Genomic DNA, 16,044 nt, shown 5'->3' with positions numbered 1-16,044 from the left:
TGGAGGAAAAAATGAACGTTAAAGATAGATTGATAATAGCTTTAGATTATTCAAATATGGAGGATGCAAAAAAGATAGTAGAAATATTAGGGGAAACAGTATCTTTTTATAAAGTTGGATTGGAACTTTTTTTAAACTCAAAAGGAGAGATGGTGGATTACTTAACTGAGAGAGGAAAAAAAGTTTTCTTGGATTTAAAGTTTCATGATATACCAAACACAACAACTATGGCATCTTTATTTGCTGCAAAACAAAATGTATTTATGTTCAATGTACATGCAAGTGGTGGTAGAGCGATGATGGAATCAGTTGCAAAAAAAGTAAAAGAGATAAATCCTGAGATACTCTCAATAGCTGTAACTATTTTAACAAGTTTTTCTGAAGAGGGAGTAAAAGAAACTTTTCAAAGTCAGCTATCATTAAAAGAGTTAGCTTTAAATTTAGCTAAATTAACAAAAAAAGCTGGAATGGACGGAATAGTTTGTTCACCTTGGGAAGCTAAAGCTATAAAAGAACTTTGTGGAAAAAGCTTTAAAACTGTTTGTCCAGGAGTAAGACCTAAATGGTCGGTAGCTGATGATCAAGAGAGAATAATGACTCCAAAAGATGCTATAGTAAATGGATGTGATTATTTAGTTGTAGGAAGACCTGTAACTAAAAACGAGAATCCTGTAAAGGCAGCAGAAATGATTTTAGTAGAAATTGAAGAGGGGATGAAAGAGGCAGGGGTATGCTAATAAAAAACTGTAAACTTCTATATCAAGGAGTTGAAGAGGTAAAGGATATATTAGTAGAAAATGGAAAAATAACTAAAGTTTATAATTGCTCTGATATAGAAGAGTTGGATATAGAAGAGGTAGTGGATGTGGATGGGAATTGGTTGCTTCCAGGGATAATAGATGCACATACTCATATGAGAGATCCAGGGCTTTGTTATAAAGAGGATTTTGAAACCGGAAGTATGGCTTGTGCAAAAGGTGGAGTAACAACTTTTATAGATATGCCAAATACAGTTCCAAACACTACGACTGAAGAGGTATTGAAAGATAAAGAGAGCAATTCTAAGGGAAGAAGTTATGTGGATTATGGTTTTCACTTTGGGGGAAGCAGAATAGATAATAGTTCAGAAATAAAAAGAGTAAGAGATAGAGTTGCATCTACGAAAATATTTTTAAATATGTCAACTGGGGATATGCTTGTCGAAGAGGAGAAAATTTTAGAAAATCTTTTTAGAGAATCAAAAATAGTTTCAGTTCATGCTGAAGAAGAGATGGTTGAAAAAGCTATAGAGTTAGCTAAAAAATTTAAAAAGCCATTATATCTATGTCATCTTTCAAAGGCTTCAGAAGTTGAACTTCTTAGAAAAGCAAAAGGAGAGGGAGTTAAAGTTTATGGTGAAGTAGCACCTCACCATTTATTTTTAAATGAATCTCATGTAAATAATCTACTTTTAATGAAGCCTGAGCTGAAAACAAAAGAGGACAATGAAGCTTTATGGATAGGGATACAAGATGGAACAATAGATACTATTGGAACAGATCATGCACCACATACCTTGGAAGAAAAAAAATCTAAAAGAACTTATGGGATACCAGGAGTAGAGAATTCTTTGGTCATGATGCTAAAGGAGCTAAATAAAAAAATAGATATGAAAAAGCTACAAGAGGTTATGTCTGAGAATCCAGCAAAAATATTTGGAATAGTGGGAAAAGGAAAAATTGAAATAGGATTTGATGCAGATTTTGTTGTAGTAGATTTGAAAAATAAAGAAGTAATAAAGAATGAGAATGTAGTTTCAAAATGTGGGTGGACACCTTATAACGAGATAGTTGGTGGAGGGAAAATTTTAGCAACTTTTGTTAGAGGTGAAATGGTTTATGATGGGAAAGAATTTATGAATAAAAATGGAAGAGGAGTGAGTTATAATGTCTAGAGCAAAAGATATAGCAAAATCATTATTAGGAACAGAGGCAGTGAGATTAAATGTAAAGGAACCGTTTACATTTGTATCAGGAATTAAGAGTCCAATTTATTGTGATAATAGAAAAATGATAGGATTTCCAAAAGAAAGACAAGTTGTAGTAGATGCATTTATAGAGGTTTTAAAAGAGAAAGATTTCGATATTGTAGCTGGAACTGCAACAGCAGGAATTCCTTGGGCGGCATTTATAGCTCAAGAGATGCATATTCCAATGGCTTACATAAGAGGGGAAAAGAAGGCTCATGGTGCTGGAAGACAAATAGAAGGAGCTGACTTTGCTGGGAAGAAAGTAATCATAATAGAGGATCTTATTTCAACAGGAGGAAGTTCTATAAAAGCAGTTGCGGCTGCAAGAGAAGCAGGTGCTATCGAAGTTGAAGTTCTAGCAATATTCTCATATGAGTTTGAAAAGGCATATAAAAATTTCTCGGCAGATGATATTTCTTGGATAACACTTTCGAACTTTGCCTCATTGGTAGAGGTTGCTACAGAGGAGAACTATTTAGATTCTGAAGAGGCAGAAATAGCTCTAAAATGGAATAAAACTCCAGATACTTGGGGAAGATAATAAATTAAAACAGGAGGGCAAATAAAATGCCTCCTGTTTTAATTTATATAGTATTATTTTTTTTTAAAATATTAGCCACGACAATTTTAGCATCATTCACAGCAGCTACAACTGTTTTAGGACCAGTAACCACATCACCACAAGAAAAAACATTTTCTAAAGAGGTCTCAAATGTGTCGTCAACTACAACAGTACCCCATTTATCAGTACTGACTCTATTTTCAGAAAGGACAATATTTTTTTTAGGGCCTTGGCTTACAGCAACAATTATAGATGTATAAGGGAAAGCCACATCACTATCATTAAGAGTGATAAGTTTTCTATTTCCATTTTCATCGGTAAATGATTCAGTTCTTAAGAAAATCATCAAATCATCTAAAATCTCTTTAGGAGCTAGATAAAATTTAAAATCGACACCATCCTCTTTAGTTTCAGCAATCTCTACTTTAGTAGCAGGCATATCCTCTTCGCCTCTTCTATACATAATAGTTACATTACTTCCCATTCTTTTAGCTGTTCTTGCAGCATCCATAGCTACATTTCCACCACCAATAACAAGTACATTGTCACCTAAATGATATGATTCAGGTGAGATTAAATAGTTGATAGCATAGTGAACATCCCCTTTAGTTTCACCTTTAATGCCCATAGGCTTAGGATTCCAAACCCCTGTAGATATGATGATATATTTAAATCCATCATCCTTAAGATTTTGAATAGTATGAGTGGGACCAACTAAAGTATTATATTTTATTTTTATTCCTAGATTTAAAAGATAAGTTTCAAAAGTATCAATAAGTTCTCTTGAAAGTCTAAATTTAGGAATTCCATATCTTAAAACGCCACCTAATTTAGAAAACGCTTCAAAAATTGTAACTTTAAACCCCTCTTTAGCAAGTAGTATAGCAGCGGTAATTCCGGCTGGACCACCACCAATGATAGCAATACTATCATTTTTTTGCTCTTGTTTCTCTAAAGGAAGAGAAGCTAGATATTTAGAAGAAATCTCTTTTTCTATTGCAGGAAAATCGACAGGAGTGCCTTTTATTCCTTTTATGCAGTGTCCGCTACATTGATTTTCATGAGGACAAAGAATTGCACAGAATATAGATAGTGGATTATTTTTAAATAAAAGATCTCCAGCTTCTTCAAGTTTATTTTCTTTAAACAAGTTTATAATATTTGGAATATCGGTTGAAATAGGGCAGTGAATCTTGCAAAGGGGTTTCTTGCAATTTAAACATCTATTTGCTTCCTCCATTAAGTTAGTATTCAAAAACATCACCTCTTTAAAATGGCTGAGAATATTATTCTCAGCCTGTTAGGAATATTATAATGCTTTTTCAAGAATTTCTCTACTAATTTTTAAACTTAAATCTCCAGTTTCAGATAGTGCAGTTCTTTTGTTATGTTCTAAAGATTTAAGAATATCATCAAATTTATCTTCTGTGATATTAAAATCTGAAAGATGAGTTTTCATTCCTAAGCTTTCAAAGAATTCACGAGTCTTATTTATAGCTAGATCAATTTTCTTATCTTCATCTTCTTCACAGATATGCCAAACACGTTCAGCATATTGGATAAGTTTTTTTCTCTTCTGTTCTTTTCTAACTTCCCATATAGCAGGCTGTAGTATTGCCAGAGTCTTAGCATGGTCTATACCAAATATAGCTGTAATTTCATGACCAATCATATGTGTAGTCCAGTCTTGAGGGACACCAGCACCGATAAGACCATTTAAAGCCATTGTAGCACACCAAACTAAATTAGCTCTAGCATCATAATTTTCAGGGTCATCTAAAGTAGTTTTTCCAACTTCAATTAAAGTCTGTAAAATTCCTTCAGCAGTTCTATCTTGGAATCTAGCATCTACAGGATATGTCACATATTGCTCAACAGTATGTATGAATGTATCTACAATTCCATTAGCTACTTGAGTTTTAGGTAGAGTAAATGTAAGGGTAGGGTCCAAAATCGAGAACTTAGGGAAAGTGAACATACTAAAAACAGGAACTTTTATATTTTTATGACTGATAACAGCACCGTTATTCATTTCAGATCCAGTAGCAGGAAGAGTAACAACAGTTCCCATAGGAGTAGCTCTATCAACAGGAGCAAGTTCAAACTCTGGAGTTAAAAGGTCTAGGGCATCTCCAGAATAGTTAGCAGCAAGTGCTATAAATTTAGTTCCGTCCATAACAGAACCTCCACCTACAGCTAGTAAAAAATCTATATTTTTTTCTTTTACAATTTCAACAGCTTTCATTAAGGTATCAAATTGAGGGTTAGGTTCAATTCCACCAAATTCAAAAACATCTCTATTTGGAAGGTTTTTTAAGACAGTTTCTAAAGTACCAAATTTTTTAACAGAACCTCCTCCATAAGTAATAAGAACTCTAGCATCCTTTGGAACTAGTGAATCTAATTGATTAAGAGTATCTTTTCCAAAAACTATACGAGTAGGGTTATAAAAATCAAAATTTAACATAATATCATCCTCCAAATTTTTTCGTTATATGGAAACTATATACCTTAGAGTTAACTCTAAGTCAAGAAATTATTTACAAGAGTTTTCTTTATCATCATACCATGCTATTTTTAAATCCAATTTATTCAAATTTTTATAAAGATCCTCAATCTGTTCAAGTATATTTTTTCTATGCTGGAGCAGTATATTTTTTCTTTCTTCACAGGTATGATCACCCTCAAGACTTAAATCTACAATGGATTTTATATCTTCTATTTTCATACCGGTATTTTTTAGACATTTAATAATTTCAATCCAAAAGATATCATCATCTGTAAAAACTCTTACACCATTTTTGTTTCTAGATATATTAACTAATAAACCACATTTTTCATAATATCGAATTGTATGTTCTGTTAATCCTGTAGCAAAAACTACATTTTTTATAAAATAAGCCACATAAACCTCCAACAATATATTTAAATATGTAGTATTTTTTTTATGATATCTGATCTTAAAATAATTCCTAAGTACTTATTATTTTCAATAACATATATTCTTGTTACACCACGATTTATAAAAAGATACGAAATCTCCATAAGAGAGGCTTCTTTATCGATAGTAACAACCCCTTCAGTTCGATATAAATCTCTAATAGTCATTGTTTTTTCATTTACTAAATAGTTCTCAAAAGGTTCACCGATTGTAAGAAAACTTAAATCATTTAAAAGAGTTGTATGTTTTGGCATTCCAAAAGCAATAAGCTCTCTTTCCGTAATCTCCCCTAAAAAATTATTGTTATTGTCAACTACAGGAATACCACTAACTTTTTCAATAATAATTCTTTTAGCGATATCTTCCAAAGTGTTTGTAACTTTAGCTGGAGATGGAGTGTGTGTGTATAAATCTTCAGCAATAATATTGTGATCGATTTCAATTTTTGTTTTATCGAGAATTTCAATAGTTTTTTCAGCTGACTTATAAGTTAAAATTTCATCTAAAACAGCTTTGTTTTTTAAACAAAGTCTAGAAATACCAGACATAATTTTTAAAATGTTTTTATTTTTTAAAACATCAGCAAGAATAAGAATGACAACTTTAACCTCTTCTGTTTTATCACCTAGAGTTTTCATAAAAATAGGTTTTTCAGGAAAACCTATAGCCACAACGATATCATCAAAATACTCCAATCTAGCATGGGGAATAGCAATACCGCAGCCCATATAAGTTGATGCTTCTTCCTCTCTTTTCATAATAGCTTTTTTCATAATAGCTCTTTCGCTTTTAACTTGTTTATTAACTTTAGAAATTTCATCTACAAGATTAGACACAAGCTCCTCAAAATTATTACCTTTTAAATTTGGAATAATTTTATCTTCTGAAAGATAACTGGACAATTTCATATTTGTCCCCTCCTTAACAATTATTTAGTATATGTTAACACAAAGCTATTATATACTGTTTTTTTATAAAATAAAATAAAATATTAAAAAAAATGGTTAAGACAAAATCCTAACCATTTAAAATTACATAACAATTTGATAAAGTTTAATCTGTTCATTTAATTTGTCAAAATTAACAGCAGGGATTGTAACATCCTCCCCATTTGCAAGGAAAGTAATTTCCTCAGTTCCTTTGGCTTTAGAATATCTAGAGAACAGATTAAGAGCAAAATCGATCTCTTCACTTGAAAGTTGACCATATGCAACTATATGAGGTCCTGGAACCTCTTTACCTCTAATAAACATAGAACCGTAACTTTTGTAATCATCAATTTTTAAATTATCTTGTTCCTCTCTTCCAACAATCAAATATTTTCCTTTTTCAAATCTAAAGAATCTACCTATTTTTAAAAGATGGAAAAGATTTGAGTTCTCATCCTCAAGAAGTCCATCTTGCTCAAGAATTCTAAGTCTCTTAGAGTAACCAGGATCTGTTAAAAGGCATCCACCACCAGGAGTTGGATAATCAACGATTCCATAATTTTCCATAAGCTCCATCTGTACTTTTCTGCTTCTTCCTTGAATATCAAGAAGTTTAGATCTATCAACCCAACCTAATTTTTCAGGAGTACTTTCTGGTAAAAGTTTAGCAGAAAGAGGTCTAACAATAAGGTTTTCAAGCCCAGGAGAAAGAGCTTTTACTTTTTCAAGAGCTTGATAGTTTTGAGACATAGGTCTTTGTCCAAGAACTTCTCCAGATATAATAAAAGATGCCCCGAATTTCTCCATAAGATCGCCAGCAGTTTTAAACATAAGTGCATGACAATCAATACAAGGATTCATGTTTTTTCCACGACCATGTACAGGATTTTTGAGAATATCAGTGTGAACATTACTGAAGTTGACATACTCAAGTTGAACACCCAACTGTTTTGCCATATTTTCAGCTTTTTCATTTTTTCCACCAAAGAAATGAGATACAAAGTTAAGAGCTATAACTTCAATTCCTTGATCTTTTATAACTTTTATTGCCAGAGCACTGTCCAGTCCTCCAGAAAAAAGTGCTAATGCTTTCATAATTAAACCTCCACTTATTATTCGTGGTCAATATCTAAAAAAGTATTTTGTCTTAGATCATTTTTTCCATCATAGAAGAAGTTAATATTTTTAGGAACAGAAGTAAAAACATTTTTACTTATAGGAATCCATTTAGCTTCTTTTATATTGATAGCTCCACTTAGAAAATCTAGGATTCTCTGAGCATCTTTACCATTTACATTTTCTAGATTTAATGTTACCACTTTGTCATTTTTTATATAGTCTGCTATTTTTTTACATTCAGCAAAACTTTTAGGATTTACAAATATAGTTTGGCAATCCTCTTGAGAACCATTAACAACGGTTTTACTCTCAGCTCTTGGAACAGCGTTATTTATAAAAGGGGCGCTAACCTCTTCTTTAGATGTTGTCCTAATACTGGGAACAGGACTAGTTAAACCTTCATCCTCTTGGAACTCTTCATAAGAGTTTTCATCAGGGTCAAAAGTAAGTCCAACACTATCAGTAAAATCTTTAAAAGCATTTTTAAATTTAGTAATTTTCATTGTAACCTCCATTGTTAGTTTATTCGAATATTTTACTACCTACTCTGATCAGAGTTGCACCTTCTTCGAGGGCGATTTTATAGTCATTGCTCATCCCCATAGATAGTTCAGTCAAAGTATCATTGAAATAAAGTTTGTTTAGTTCATCTCTGAGCTCTTTAATTTTTCTAAAGCCAGATCTAATAAAGTCTTCATTATCAGTATATGGAGCCATGGTCATAAGTCCTTTTATATTGATATTTTCAAGATCTAGAAGTGCTGGGATATCATGAAGAAGCTCTAAATAGTTATACCCCTCTTTAGTTTCTTCTTCAAAGAGATTTATCTCTAATAAAATATCAATTTTTTTGCCGTGTTCTAGGGCTCTTTTGTCAATCTCTTGTGCAAGAGATAGTTTATTCACAGAGTGAATCATATCGATAAAAGAAGCTATGTATTTAACTTTATTTTTTTGAAGATTGCCTATAAAATGCCATTTTTTTTCTATTGGAAAATCTAAAAGTTCACAGTTTTTTTTAGTTATAATTTGAACTCTATTTTCTCCTAAATTTTTAGCTCCACCCTTTAAAACGTTTTTAATGGTTTCAGAATCCACATATTTAGTAACAGCAATAAGCTCAACTTTTTCAGGGTGTGGGGAATGAAGTTCAATATCTTTAAAAATTCTATCTATATTTTCTGAAATATTCACAAAATCCTCCTAAAAAATTATATAAATTCACTAAAAACATCGTTGGCCATAAGAATACCCTTTTTAGAAAGAGTGTAGTTATTAGCATTTTTCTTTATAAGAAATCCTTTTTCAACCAATGTTTCGCAAAGAGAGAGAGATTTTCCCTTAGGAAAAATACCATCAGGAATAACTCTTAGACCGAGTATATATTCATAAACTTCTTTTTCATCAGGAGATACAAATTCCTCTTCAAAAATAGGTTTTATACCATTAGATATCTTACCATAATATTCAGGAAAGGTTAAGTCATTTTTATAACGTATGTCATTATAGTATCCGGATGCTCCTAAACCAACACCTAAATATTCCTCATTTTTCCAATATTTTGTGTTATGAAGAGCTCTTTTCCCAGGGAGACAGAAATTTGAAATTTCATACTGTATATAACCTTGTTTTTCTGCCTCTTCAATAATTACTTCATACATGGATGCTTCTAAATCATTATCAGTTTCCTTGTATTCTCCTTTTTCAAGCTTAGTAAAGAATTCAGTCCCCTCTTCCCAAATAAGGGAGTAGATTGAAAAGTGCTCTGGTTTTAAGGAGAAGAGTTTTTTTAAATCAAATTTCAAATTCTCTAAACTTTGATTGGGAAGAGAGAACATTAAATCTAAACTTATATTTTCAAATCCAGCTTTTCTTGCTAAAAAGAAAGCCTCCTCGCCTTCAGCAGAGGAGTGCATTCGTCCCAGTGTTTTTAAATTTTCACTATCAAAGCTTTGGATTCCTATACTGACTCTATTTATACCAGACTTTCTAAAACTTTTAAATTTTTCAAGATTTACAGTTTTAGGATTAACTTCTAAGGTAATTTCTGCATTTTCACTGATATTTAAATTGGATAAAATTCTTGAAACTTGTTCAGGAGTTAGAAGGGACGGAGTCCCTCCACCAAAGTAAACAGTGTTCAAAGAGAATTTAGGATACATATTGATCTCTTCAATAAGAGCGGTTACATATTTTTCTCTCTCTTCAACTGTTGATTTAAAAGATAAAAAATCGCAGTAATTACATTTGTTTAAGCAGAACGGAATATGTATATAAATTCCATTTAACATAAAAATTCCTCCATTTTAACCGATGAAAGTTTCAAAGTCTTTCATAGTTTTAGCTAACTTTTCATTAGCTTTCTCCTCTGTTGAGTCAACAACACAGAAATAATATTTAATTTTAGGTTCCGTTCCAGAAGGTCTAGCAGTTATATATGTATTATCTTCCAAAACAAATTGAATAACATTTGATTTTGGAAGGGGAATGGGCTCAATAATTTCAGATTCAAAGTCTATCTTTTTAATTACTTTTTTATCTAAAAGAGTTTTGAATTCATTTTCTCTCAAATTAGTCATTATTTTAGAGATGGCCTCAACTCCATCTTTACCTTTTTTAGTAACTGCTAGAATACCTTCTCTATAAAAACCAAATTTTTTATAAAGTTTTTCAAGTTCACAAGGAATAGAAGAGTCTAAACTAGCGTAGTATGCTGCCATTTCAGCGATAAGAAGAGTTGACACAACTGCATCCTTATCACGAGCATGGGTCCCTACTAGATATCCATAAGACTCTTCAAACCCCATCAAAAAAGTGGCGTCATAAATTCCTTCTTCGAACTCTCTTATTTTTTCTCCAATAAATTTAAAACCAGTCAATGTTCTAAAAATTTTGATATTTTTTTCCTTGGCAATAATATCAAGCATAGGTGTAGAAACTACAGTGGAGATAACGGCACCATTTTTAGGAATATTTTTCTTATTTTCAAGAATATAATTCATCAATAGAAGTCCGATTTGATTTCCATTAGGATATATCCAGTTATTATTGGAATCTTTAACGGCAACTCCAATTCGATCGGCATCAGGATCATTTGCCATACAAATATCAGCTCCAACTTTATTAGCTAAATCTATACTCAATTTAAAAACAGCAGGATCCTCAGGGTTTGCGTATGAACAAGTGGGAAAATTTCCATCTGGTTGCTCTTGTTCAGGAACAACAAAGACAGAGTTAAAACCAGTTTCAGAAAAAATTCTTTTAACAGGTCTTCCACCAGTTCCATGAAGAGGGGAATAAACAATTTTAAAATCTTTTTTTCCAGGAATATCATTATGAATAATCTGTTGTTTAACTGCTTCTAAAAAATTAGTATCCATGCACTCATCAATATACTCAACAAGTCCTTTTTCAAAAGCTAGATTTTTATCCATAATTTTAATATCATCAAAAGATTTAACATCATTGACCATATTCACAATACCACTAGCTTGAGGCTCGATAATTTGGCATCCATCCTTCCAGTAAACTTTATATCCATTGTATTCCTGTGGATTATGAGAAGCTGTAACAACAACCCCAGCAATGGCTTTTAATTCTCTAACGGCAAAAGATAGTTCTGGAGTTGATCTTAGAGACTTAAAAAGATAAGATTTTATACCATTTCCAGCAAGAACTAATGCGGTATTAAGAGCATACTCTTCTGAACCAATTCTACAATCGTAAGCGATAGCTACTCCCATTTTTTTACCATTTTCATCAGTAGTTTTAAGGATATAGTTAGCTAGACCTTGGGTTGCTTTTCGAATAGTATATTTATTAATTCTGTTTATACCCACTCCTCTAACACCTCTCATACCACCGGTACCAAAACTTAAATTAGTATAAAACCTATCCTCAATTTCCTGCGGATTATTTTCAATAGATTTTAAGTCAATTCTATCTTTTGTATCAATATATTCTGAATTAAGCCATATGTTATAGTTTTCTAAAGTAAATTTATCCATTTTTAATCCTCCCCTTAAATCATATCTCCCATATTTTGATTTGAACCGCTACCGATAGGTTCTTTTTTATTAGCAATAATAACCTCTGTAGTTAAGATAAGAGATGAAATAGAACTAGCATTTTGTAGAGCTGAACGAGTAACTTTCGTAGGATCTAAAATTCCATTCTCAATCATATTTACATATTCTTCAGTAGCAGCGTTAAGTCCAAATCCTTCAGGTAAGTTTTTAACTTTCTCTACAACTACCCCACCATCAAGACCAGCATTTATAGCTATCTGCTTTAAAGGAGAACTTAAAGCTTTTTTTACAATTTCAGCCCCAATTCCTTCTTCTCCCTCTAAGATGAAATCTTCCATAGAGTTGGCAATCTCAGCTAGAGCAACACCTCCGCCAGGAACAACACCTTCTTCTACAGCCGCTCTAGTGGCATTAAGAGCATCCTCAATTCTCAATTTTTTCTCTTTCATCTCTATTTCAGTAGCGGCTCCAACTTTAATAATTGCAACTCCTCCAGAGAGTTTAGCTAGTCTTTCTTGGAGTTTTTCTTTATCGTATTCCGAAACAGTTTCATTTATTTGATTTTTAATCTGCGCAACTCGAGAACTTAGCTCTGAAGTAGCGCTTAAACCATCAATAATAACTGTTGAGTCCTTAGTGATTCTAATTTTTTTAGCTCTTCCTAGATGACTTAACTCGGCATCCTCAATTCTCATTCCTTTATCTTCGGAAATAACTTGTCCACCAGTGAGCACAGCGATATCTTCCAGCATGGCTTTTCTTCTATCTCCAAATGCAGGTGCTTTAACTCCAATCACATTTAAAGTGCCTCTAATTTTGTTTAAAACTAAAGTGGCAAGTGCTTCACCATCTAAATCCTCAGAAATAATAAGAAGAGGTTTAGATGTTTGAACAGTTTTTTCAAGTAAAGGAAGAAGCTCTTTCATAGTAGATATTTTTCTATCTGTAATTAGAATATATGGCATTTCTAAAATAGCTTCCATTCTTTCAGAGTCTGTAACCATATAAGGTGACAGGTACCCTTTTTCAAACTCCATACCTTCAACAACTTCTAAAGTAGTTTCAAGAGAACGAGCTTCCTCAACACTAATAACACCTGTATCTCCAACTTTTTCCATAGCTTCAGCTATTAAAAGTCCAATCTCTTCATCGCTTGCAGAAATTGATGCAACTTGAGCGATTTCACTATTGGATTGGACTTTTTTAGATTTTTCTATAAGAAGTTTAACTGCTTGCTTAGTAGCTTTTTCAATTCCTTTTTTAATAAAAATGGGGTTAGCTCCTGCTGAAACCATTTTAAGCCCCTCTTTAACTATAGCTTGTGCGAGGACAGTTGCGGTAGTAGTACCGTCGCCTGCAACATCATTAGCTTTAGTAGCAACCTCTTTGATAAGTTGTGCTCCCATATTTTCAAAAGGATCATCTAGTTCAATCTCTTTAGCGATAGAGACTCCATCATTTGTTATGAGAGGAGCCCCATAAGCTTTTTCAAGAACAACATTTCTTCCACGAGGGCCAAGAGTTATTTTAACAGCATCTGCTAAAATATTAACACCGTCCTCTAATTTTTTTCTAGCTTCTGAATTAAATTTAATAATCTTAGCCATAAAAATACCCCCCTATTAGAATTTAATCTCCTCTTTTAGATATTTGATCAAATCATTCCTAGTCTCTTCATTTCTAAGGCCGAATTCGATATTGGCTTTAAGAAGACCAATTTTATTTCCTATATCGTATCTTTTTCCTTTAAAATTATAGGCAACAACTTTTTTTTCGTCATGGATCATTTTTAAAATAGCGTCAGTAAGTTGAATCTCCCCACCTTTTCCAGGTTCAGTTTTCTCTAAATAATCAAAGATATCTCCAGAAAGAAGGTATCTTCCTAGACAGGCGAAATTAGAAGGCGCTTCTTCAATACTTGGTTTTTCAATAAAATCAACTATTTCAACAGTATCTTGATCCAATGTGTTAGATGGTTTAACAATTCCATATTTTGACACATCTTTGTTTTCAACCTCTTGAACCCCGATAACACTAGATCCATATTTTTCATAGACATCTATGAGTTGCTTGGCAACAGGAGCTTCGGGATTGTGAACGATATCGTCCCCAAGAGCGATAAGAAAAGGCTCGTTACCAATAAAAGATTTAGCCTTTAAAATAGCATGTCCCAAACCTAAAGGATGGTTTTGTCTCACGTAGTAGATATTGGCCATACTCGAAATATCATCAATTTTTTTTAACAGTTCAAACTTACCATCTTTTTCAAGAGTATTTTCAAGTTCATATGAAAAATCAAAATGATCTTCGATAGAGTTTTTATTTCTACCAGTAACAATTACGATATCTGTAATTCCAGATTGAACTAATTCTTCCACAATGTATTGAAGAGAAGGCTTGTCAACAATGACAAGCATCTCCTTCGGTTGAGCTTTTGTAGCAGGTAAAACCCTTGTTCCTAAACCTGCTGCTGGTATAATAGCTTTAGTAACTTTTTTCATTATATTTCCCCCTAAAATTTATTTTATTTTCGAACCTATTTTTACACTTGAATCAACTTCTACAAGTTTAAGTTTTTTCTTTTCAGTTGAGCTTAAAAGCATCCCCTGAGAAAGAACCCCTCTTAACTTAACCGATGGAAGGTTTAAAATAGCAAGTACTTTTTTACCTATCAATTCTTCTGGTGCTGGGTAATATTTTGCAATTCCTGAAACGATTTGTCTAACTTCATTCGCTGTTTTTACTTTGAATTTAAGAAGTTTATCAGCTCCTTCAATATTTGAAGCTTCTAAAATTTCTACAACTTGAATATCAATTTTATCAAAATCAGCAATTTCAATTGGATTTTCTACTTCTAACTCTTCATTTATAGATAAAGGATCTTTTTTAGCTTCTTTTTTCTCAACCTCTAATCTAGGGAAAATTGGTTCAGGAGTTCCAAGAACATGCCCTTCAGTTAAAAGATCCCATCCTTTGATACTCTCTATCTTTGTATCCATAATATCTTGCTCAAAACCAAGTTGATTCCAAATCTTTTGAGAAGCCGTTGGCATATAAGGAGCAGTTAATACAGCAACTTTGTAAAGCGATTGAACAAGAAAATTCATAACTGTTCCAAGTCTTTCTTTTTTTGCTTCATCTTTTATTAATAACCAAGGTGCAGTCTCATCAACATATTTATTCATTCTAGAGATAAATTTCCAGATAGCTTCTAATGCTTTTGAAAATTCAACCCTGTTCATATGGTAATCAACAAGATTAAGAGTTTCTTCCCACAGTATTTTAACAGATGAGTCGACATCATCTAAAGCATTGGCTTTAACGATGACTCCATTGAAGTATTTTCCATACATACCTAAAGTTCTATTTAAAAGATTTCCCAAATCATTTGCAAGATCGGAATTAATTCTTGTTACGATAGAAGGTGTTGAGTAATCTCCATCATTTCCAAAATTAACCTCTCTCATCAAGCAGTATCTAAAAGCATCGACACCATATTTTTTTACTTCATCTAAGGGAGCAACAACATTCCCTTTAGATTTTGACATTTTTTCTCCTTCAGAAGTCCACCAACCGTGTGCTACAATTTTATTAGGAAGTTTTATTCCAGCTGATAGAAGCATACAAGGCCATATAATAGCGTGGAATCTCAAAATATCTTTTCCTAAAAGATGCACAACTTCAGAGTTATTCCAAAACTTATCGAAGAGCTCGGGATTATTTTCATATCCAACAGCAGTCAGGTAATTTGTTAGGGCATCAAACCAAACGTAAGTTATATGTCCTGGAGCAAACTCAATGGGAATTCCCCATTCAAAAGTATTTCTAGAGATTGAAAGATCTTGTAATCCCTGTTTTATAAATGAAACAACCTCATTTTTTCTAGAGTGAGGAAGAATAAAGTCGGGATGTTTTTCTATATAATCTAACAATATATCTTGATATTTAGACATTTTGAAGAAGTAAGACTCCTCTTTAACTGTTCTTAATTCCTTTCCACAATCAGGACAGTGATTACCATTTACAATTTGATTTTCAGGAACAAAAGTTTCACAAGAAACACAATATTTACCTTCATATTCACCCTTATAAATATCTCCTTTATCATGAACTGTTTTTAAGATTTTTTTAACGGCTTCTTTATGTCTTGGTTCAGTAGTTCTTATAAAATCTGTATAATTTACATCTAAAGCTTTCCACATATCGATGAATCTAGGAGCCATAGAATCAGTCCAAGCTTGAGGTGTAAGACCTCTTGTCTTTGCAGCCTCCTCTACTTTTTGTCCATGCTCGTCAGTTCCTGTTAAAAAGAAAACATCAAATCCCATCGATTTTTTATACTTAGCAATAACATCAGCAGCGATTGTAGTATAGGCACTTCCAACATGTGGATCCCCATTAACATAATATATCGGTGTAGTCACATAAAAATTTTTACTCATTTATAATCTCCTTTC

The 16,044-nt window shown here is 32.5% G+C and carries 15 protein-coding genes; 3 read left to right on the top strand and 12 right to left on the bottom strand.

The genetic code is table 11. The features are described 5' to 3' along the window. The first annotated feature begins 11 nt into the window (after positions 1–11). From pyrF to pyrE, 3 genes are read left to right on the top strand one after another with little or no spacing between them, the layout of a single operon-like run. Positions 12–737, top strand: coding sequence for an orotidine-5'-phosphate decarboxylase (pyrF, locus tag Q0V67_RS00585; protein WP_297596015.1), 726 nt, complete (start codon positions 12–14; stop codon positions 735–737). Then, entirely contained in the window at positions 731–1,933 is a 1,203-nt protein-coding gene (locus Q0V67_RS00580; protein ID WP_297596014.1) for a dihydroorotase family protein, read from the top strand. Before pyrF ends, Q0V67_RS00580 begins: the two co-directional genes overlap by 7 nt. Continuing rightward, positions 1,926–2,549 carry an orotate phosphoribosyltransferase gene (gene pyrE, locus Q0V67_RS00575; protein ID WP_297596013.1) on the top strand — a complete coding sequence of 208 codons (624 nt, stop codon included), beginning with the start codon at positions 1,926–1,928 and terminating at the stop codon, positions 2,547–2,549. The genes Q0V67_RS00580 and pyrE overlap by 8 nt, the downstream gene beginning before the upstream one ends. Positions 2,550–2,592: 43 nt before the next feature. Here the strand turns inward: pyrE and Q0V67_RS00570 are convergent, their stop codons facing one another. The 12 genes from Q0V67_RS00570 to metG form a co-directional block, all read right to left on the bottom strand. After that, the gene (locus tag Q0V67_RS00570; protein WP_297596012.1) at positions 2,593–3,825 is read right to left on the bottom strand and encodes an NAD(P)-dependent oxidoreductase; all 1,233 of its coding nucleotides are present in this window, start codon (positions 3,823–3,825) and stop codon (positions 2,593–2,595) included. A 54-nt stretch (positions 3,826–3,879) separates the two neighbouring features. Further along, positions 3,880–5,037, bottom strand: a complete 1,158-nt coding sequence (locus tag Q0V67_RS00565; protein WP_297596010.1) for an iron-containing alcohol dehydrogenase — start codon at positions 5,035–5,037, stop codon at positions 3,880–3,882. 69 nt (positions 5,038–5,106) lie between these two features. After that, a complete protein-coding gene (locus tag Q0V67_RS00560; RefSeq protein ID WP_297596008.1) occupies positions 5,107–5,475 on the bottom strand; it encodes a MerR family transcriptional regulator in 369 nt (122 codons plus the stop codon). Positions 5,476–5,495: 20 nt separating this feature from the next. Beyond that, on the bottom strand, positions 5,496–6,419 hold the full coding sequence (locus Q0V67_RS00555; RefSeq protein WP_297596007.1) for a PTS sugar transporter subunit IIA: 924 nt from the start codon (positions 6,417–6,419) through the stop codon (positions 5,496–5,498). A gap of 123 nt (positions 6,420–6,542) precedes the next feature. Continuing rightward, positions 6,543–7,535, bottom strand: a complete 993-nt coding sequence (locus Q0V67_RS00550; RefSeq protein WP_297596005.1) for a 7-cyano-7-deazaguanine synthase — start codon at positions 7,533–7,535, stop codon at positions 6,543–6,545. Between the two features lie 17 nt (positions 7,536–7,552). After that, a complete protein-coding gene (sepF, locus tag Q0V67_RS00545; RefSeq protein WP_297596003.1) occupies positions 7,553–8,062 on the bottom strand; it encodes a cell division protein SepF in 510 nt (169 codons plus the stop codon). A 19-nt stretch (positions 8,063–8,081) separates the two neighbouring features. Beyond that, on the bottom strand, positions 8,082–8,753 hold the full coding sequence (locus Q0V67_RS00540) for a YggS family pyridoxal phosphate-dependent enzyme (RefSeq protein ID WP_297596001.1): 672 nt from the start codon (positions 8,751–8,753) through the stop codon (positions 8,082–8,084). A gap of 17 nt (positions 8,754–8,770) precedes the next feature. Beyond that, positions 8,771–9,850, bottom strand: a complete 1,080-nt coding sequence (gene hemW / locus Q0V67_RS00535) for a radical SAM family heme chaperone HemW (protein ID WP_297595999.1) — start codon at positions 9,848–9,850, stop codon at positions 8,771–8,773. A 15-nt stretch (positions 9,851–9,865) separates the two neighbouring features. Beyond that, the gene (locus Q0V67_RS00530; RefSeq protein ID WP_297595997.1) at positions 9,866–11,566 is read right to left on the bottom strand and encodes a phospho-sugar mutase; all 1,701 of its coding nucleotides are present in this window, start codon (positions 11,564–11,566) and stop codon (positions 9,866–9,868) included. Between the two features lie 14 nt (positions 11,567–11,580). Next, positions 11,581–13,194: a chaperonin GroEL gene (gene groL, locus Q0V67_RS00525; RefSeq protein WP_297595995.1), complete on the bottom strand. Its 1,614-nt coding sequence runs from the start codon at positions 13,192–13,194 to the stop codon at positions 11,581–11,583. Positions 13,195–13,209: 15 nt separating this feature from the next. Then, entirely contained in the window at positions 13,210–14,088 is an 879-nt protein-coding gene (galU, locus tag Q0V67_RS00520; RefSeq protein ID WP_297595993.1) for a UTP--glucose-1-phosphate uridylyltransferase GalU, read from the bottom strand. Positions 14,089–14,106: 18 nt separating this feature from the next. After that, positions 14,107–16,029 carry a methionine--tRNA ligase gene (metG, locus tag Q0V67_RS00515; protein ID WP_297595991.1) on the bottom strand — a complete coding sequence of 641 codons (1,923 nt, stop codon included), beginning with the start codon at positions 16,027–16,029 and terminating at the stop codon, positions 14,107–14,109. Positions 16,030–16,044 lie beyond the last annotated feature (15 nt).

The organism is uncultured Cetobacterium sp. (genome assembly GCF_947072685.1).
Taxonomy (GTDB): Bacteria; Fusobacteriota; Fusobacteriia; order Fusobacteriales; family Fusobacteriaceae; genus Cetobacterium_A.
Note: the sequence above shows the minus strand (reverse complement) of the source record. Positions and strands in the feature narration are given on the sequence as shown.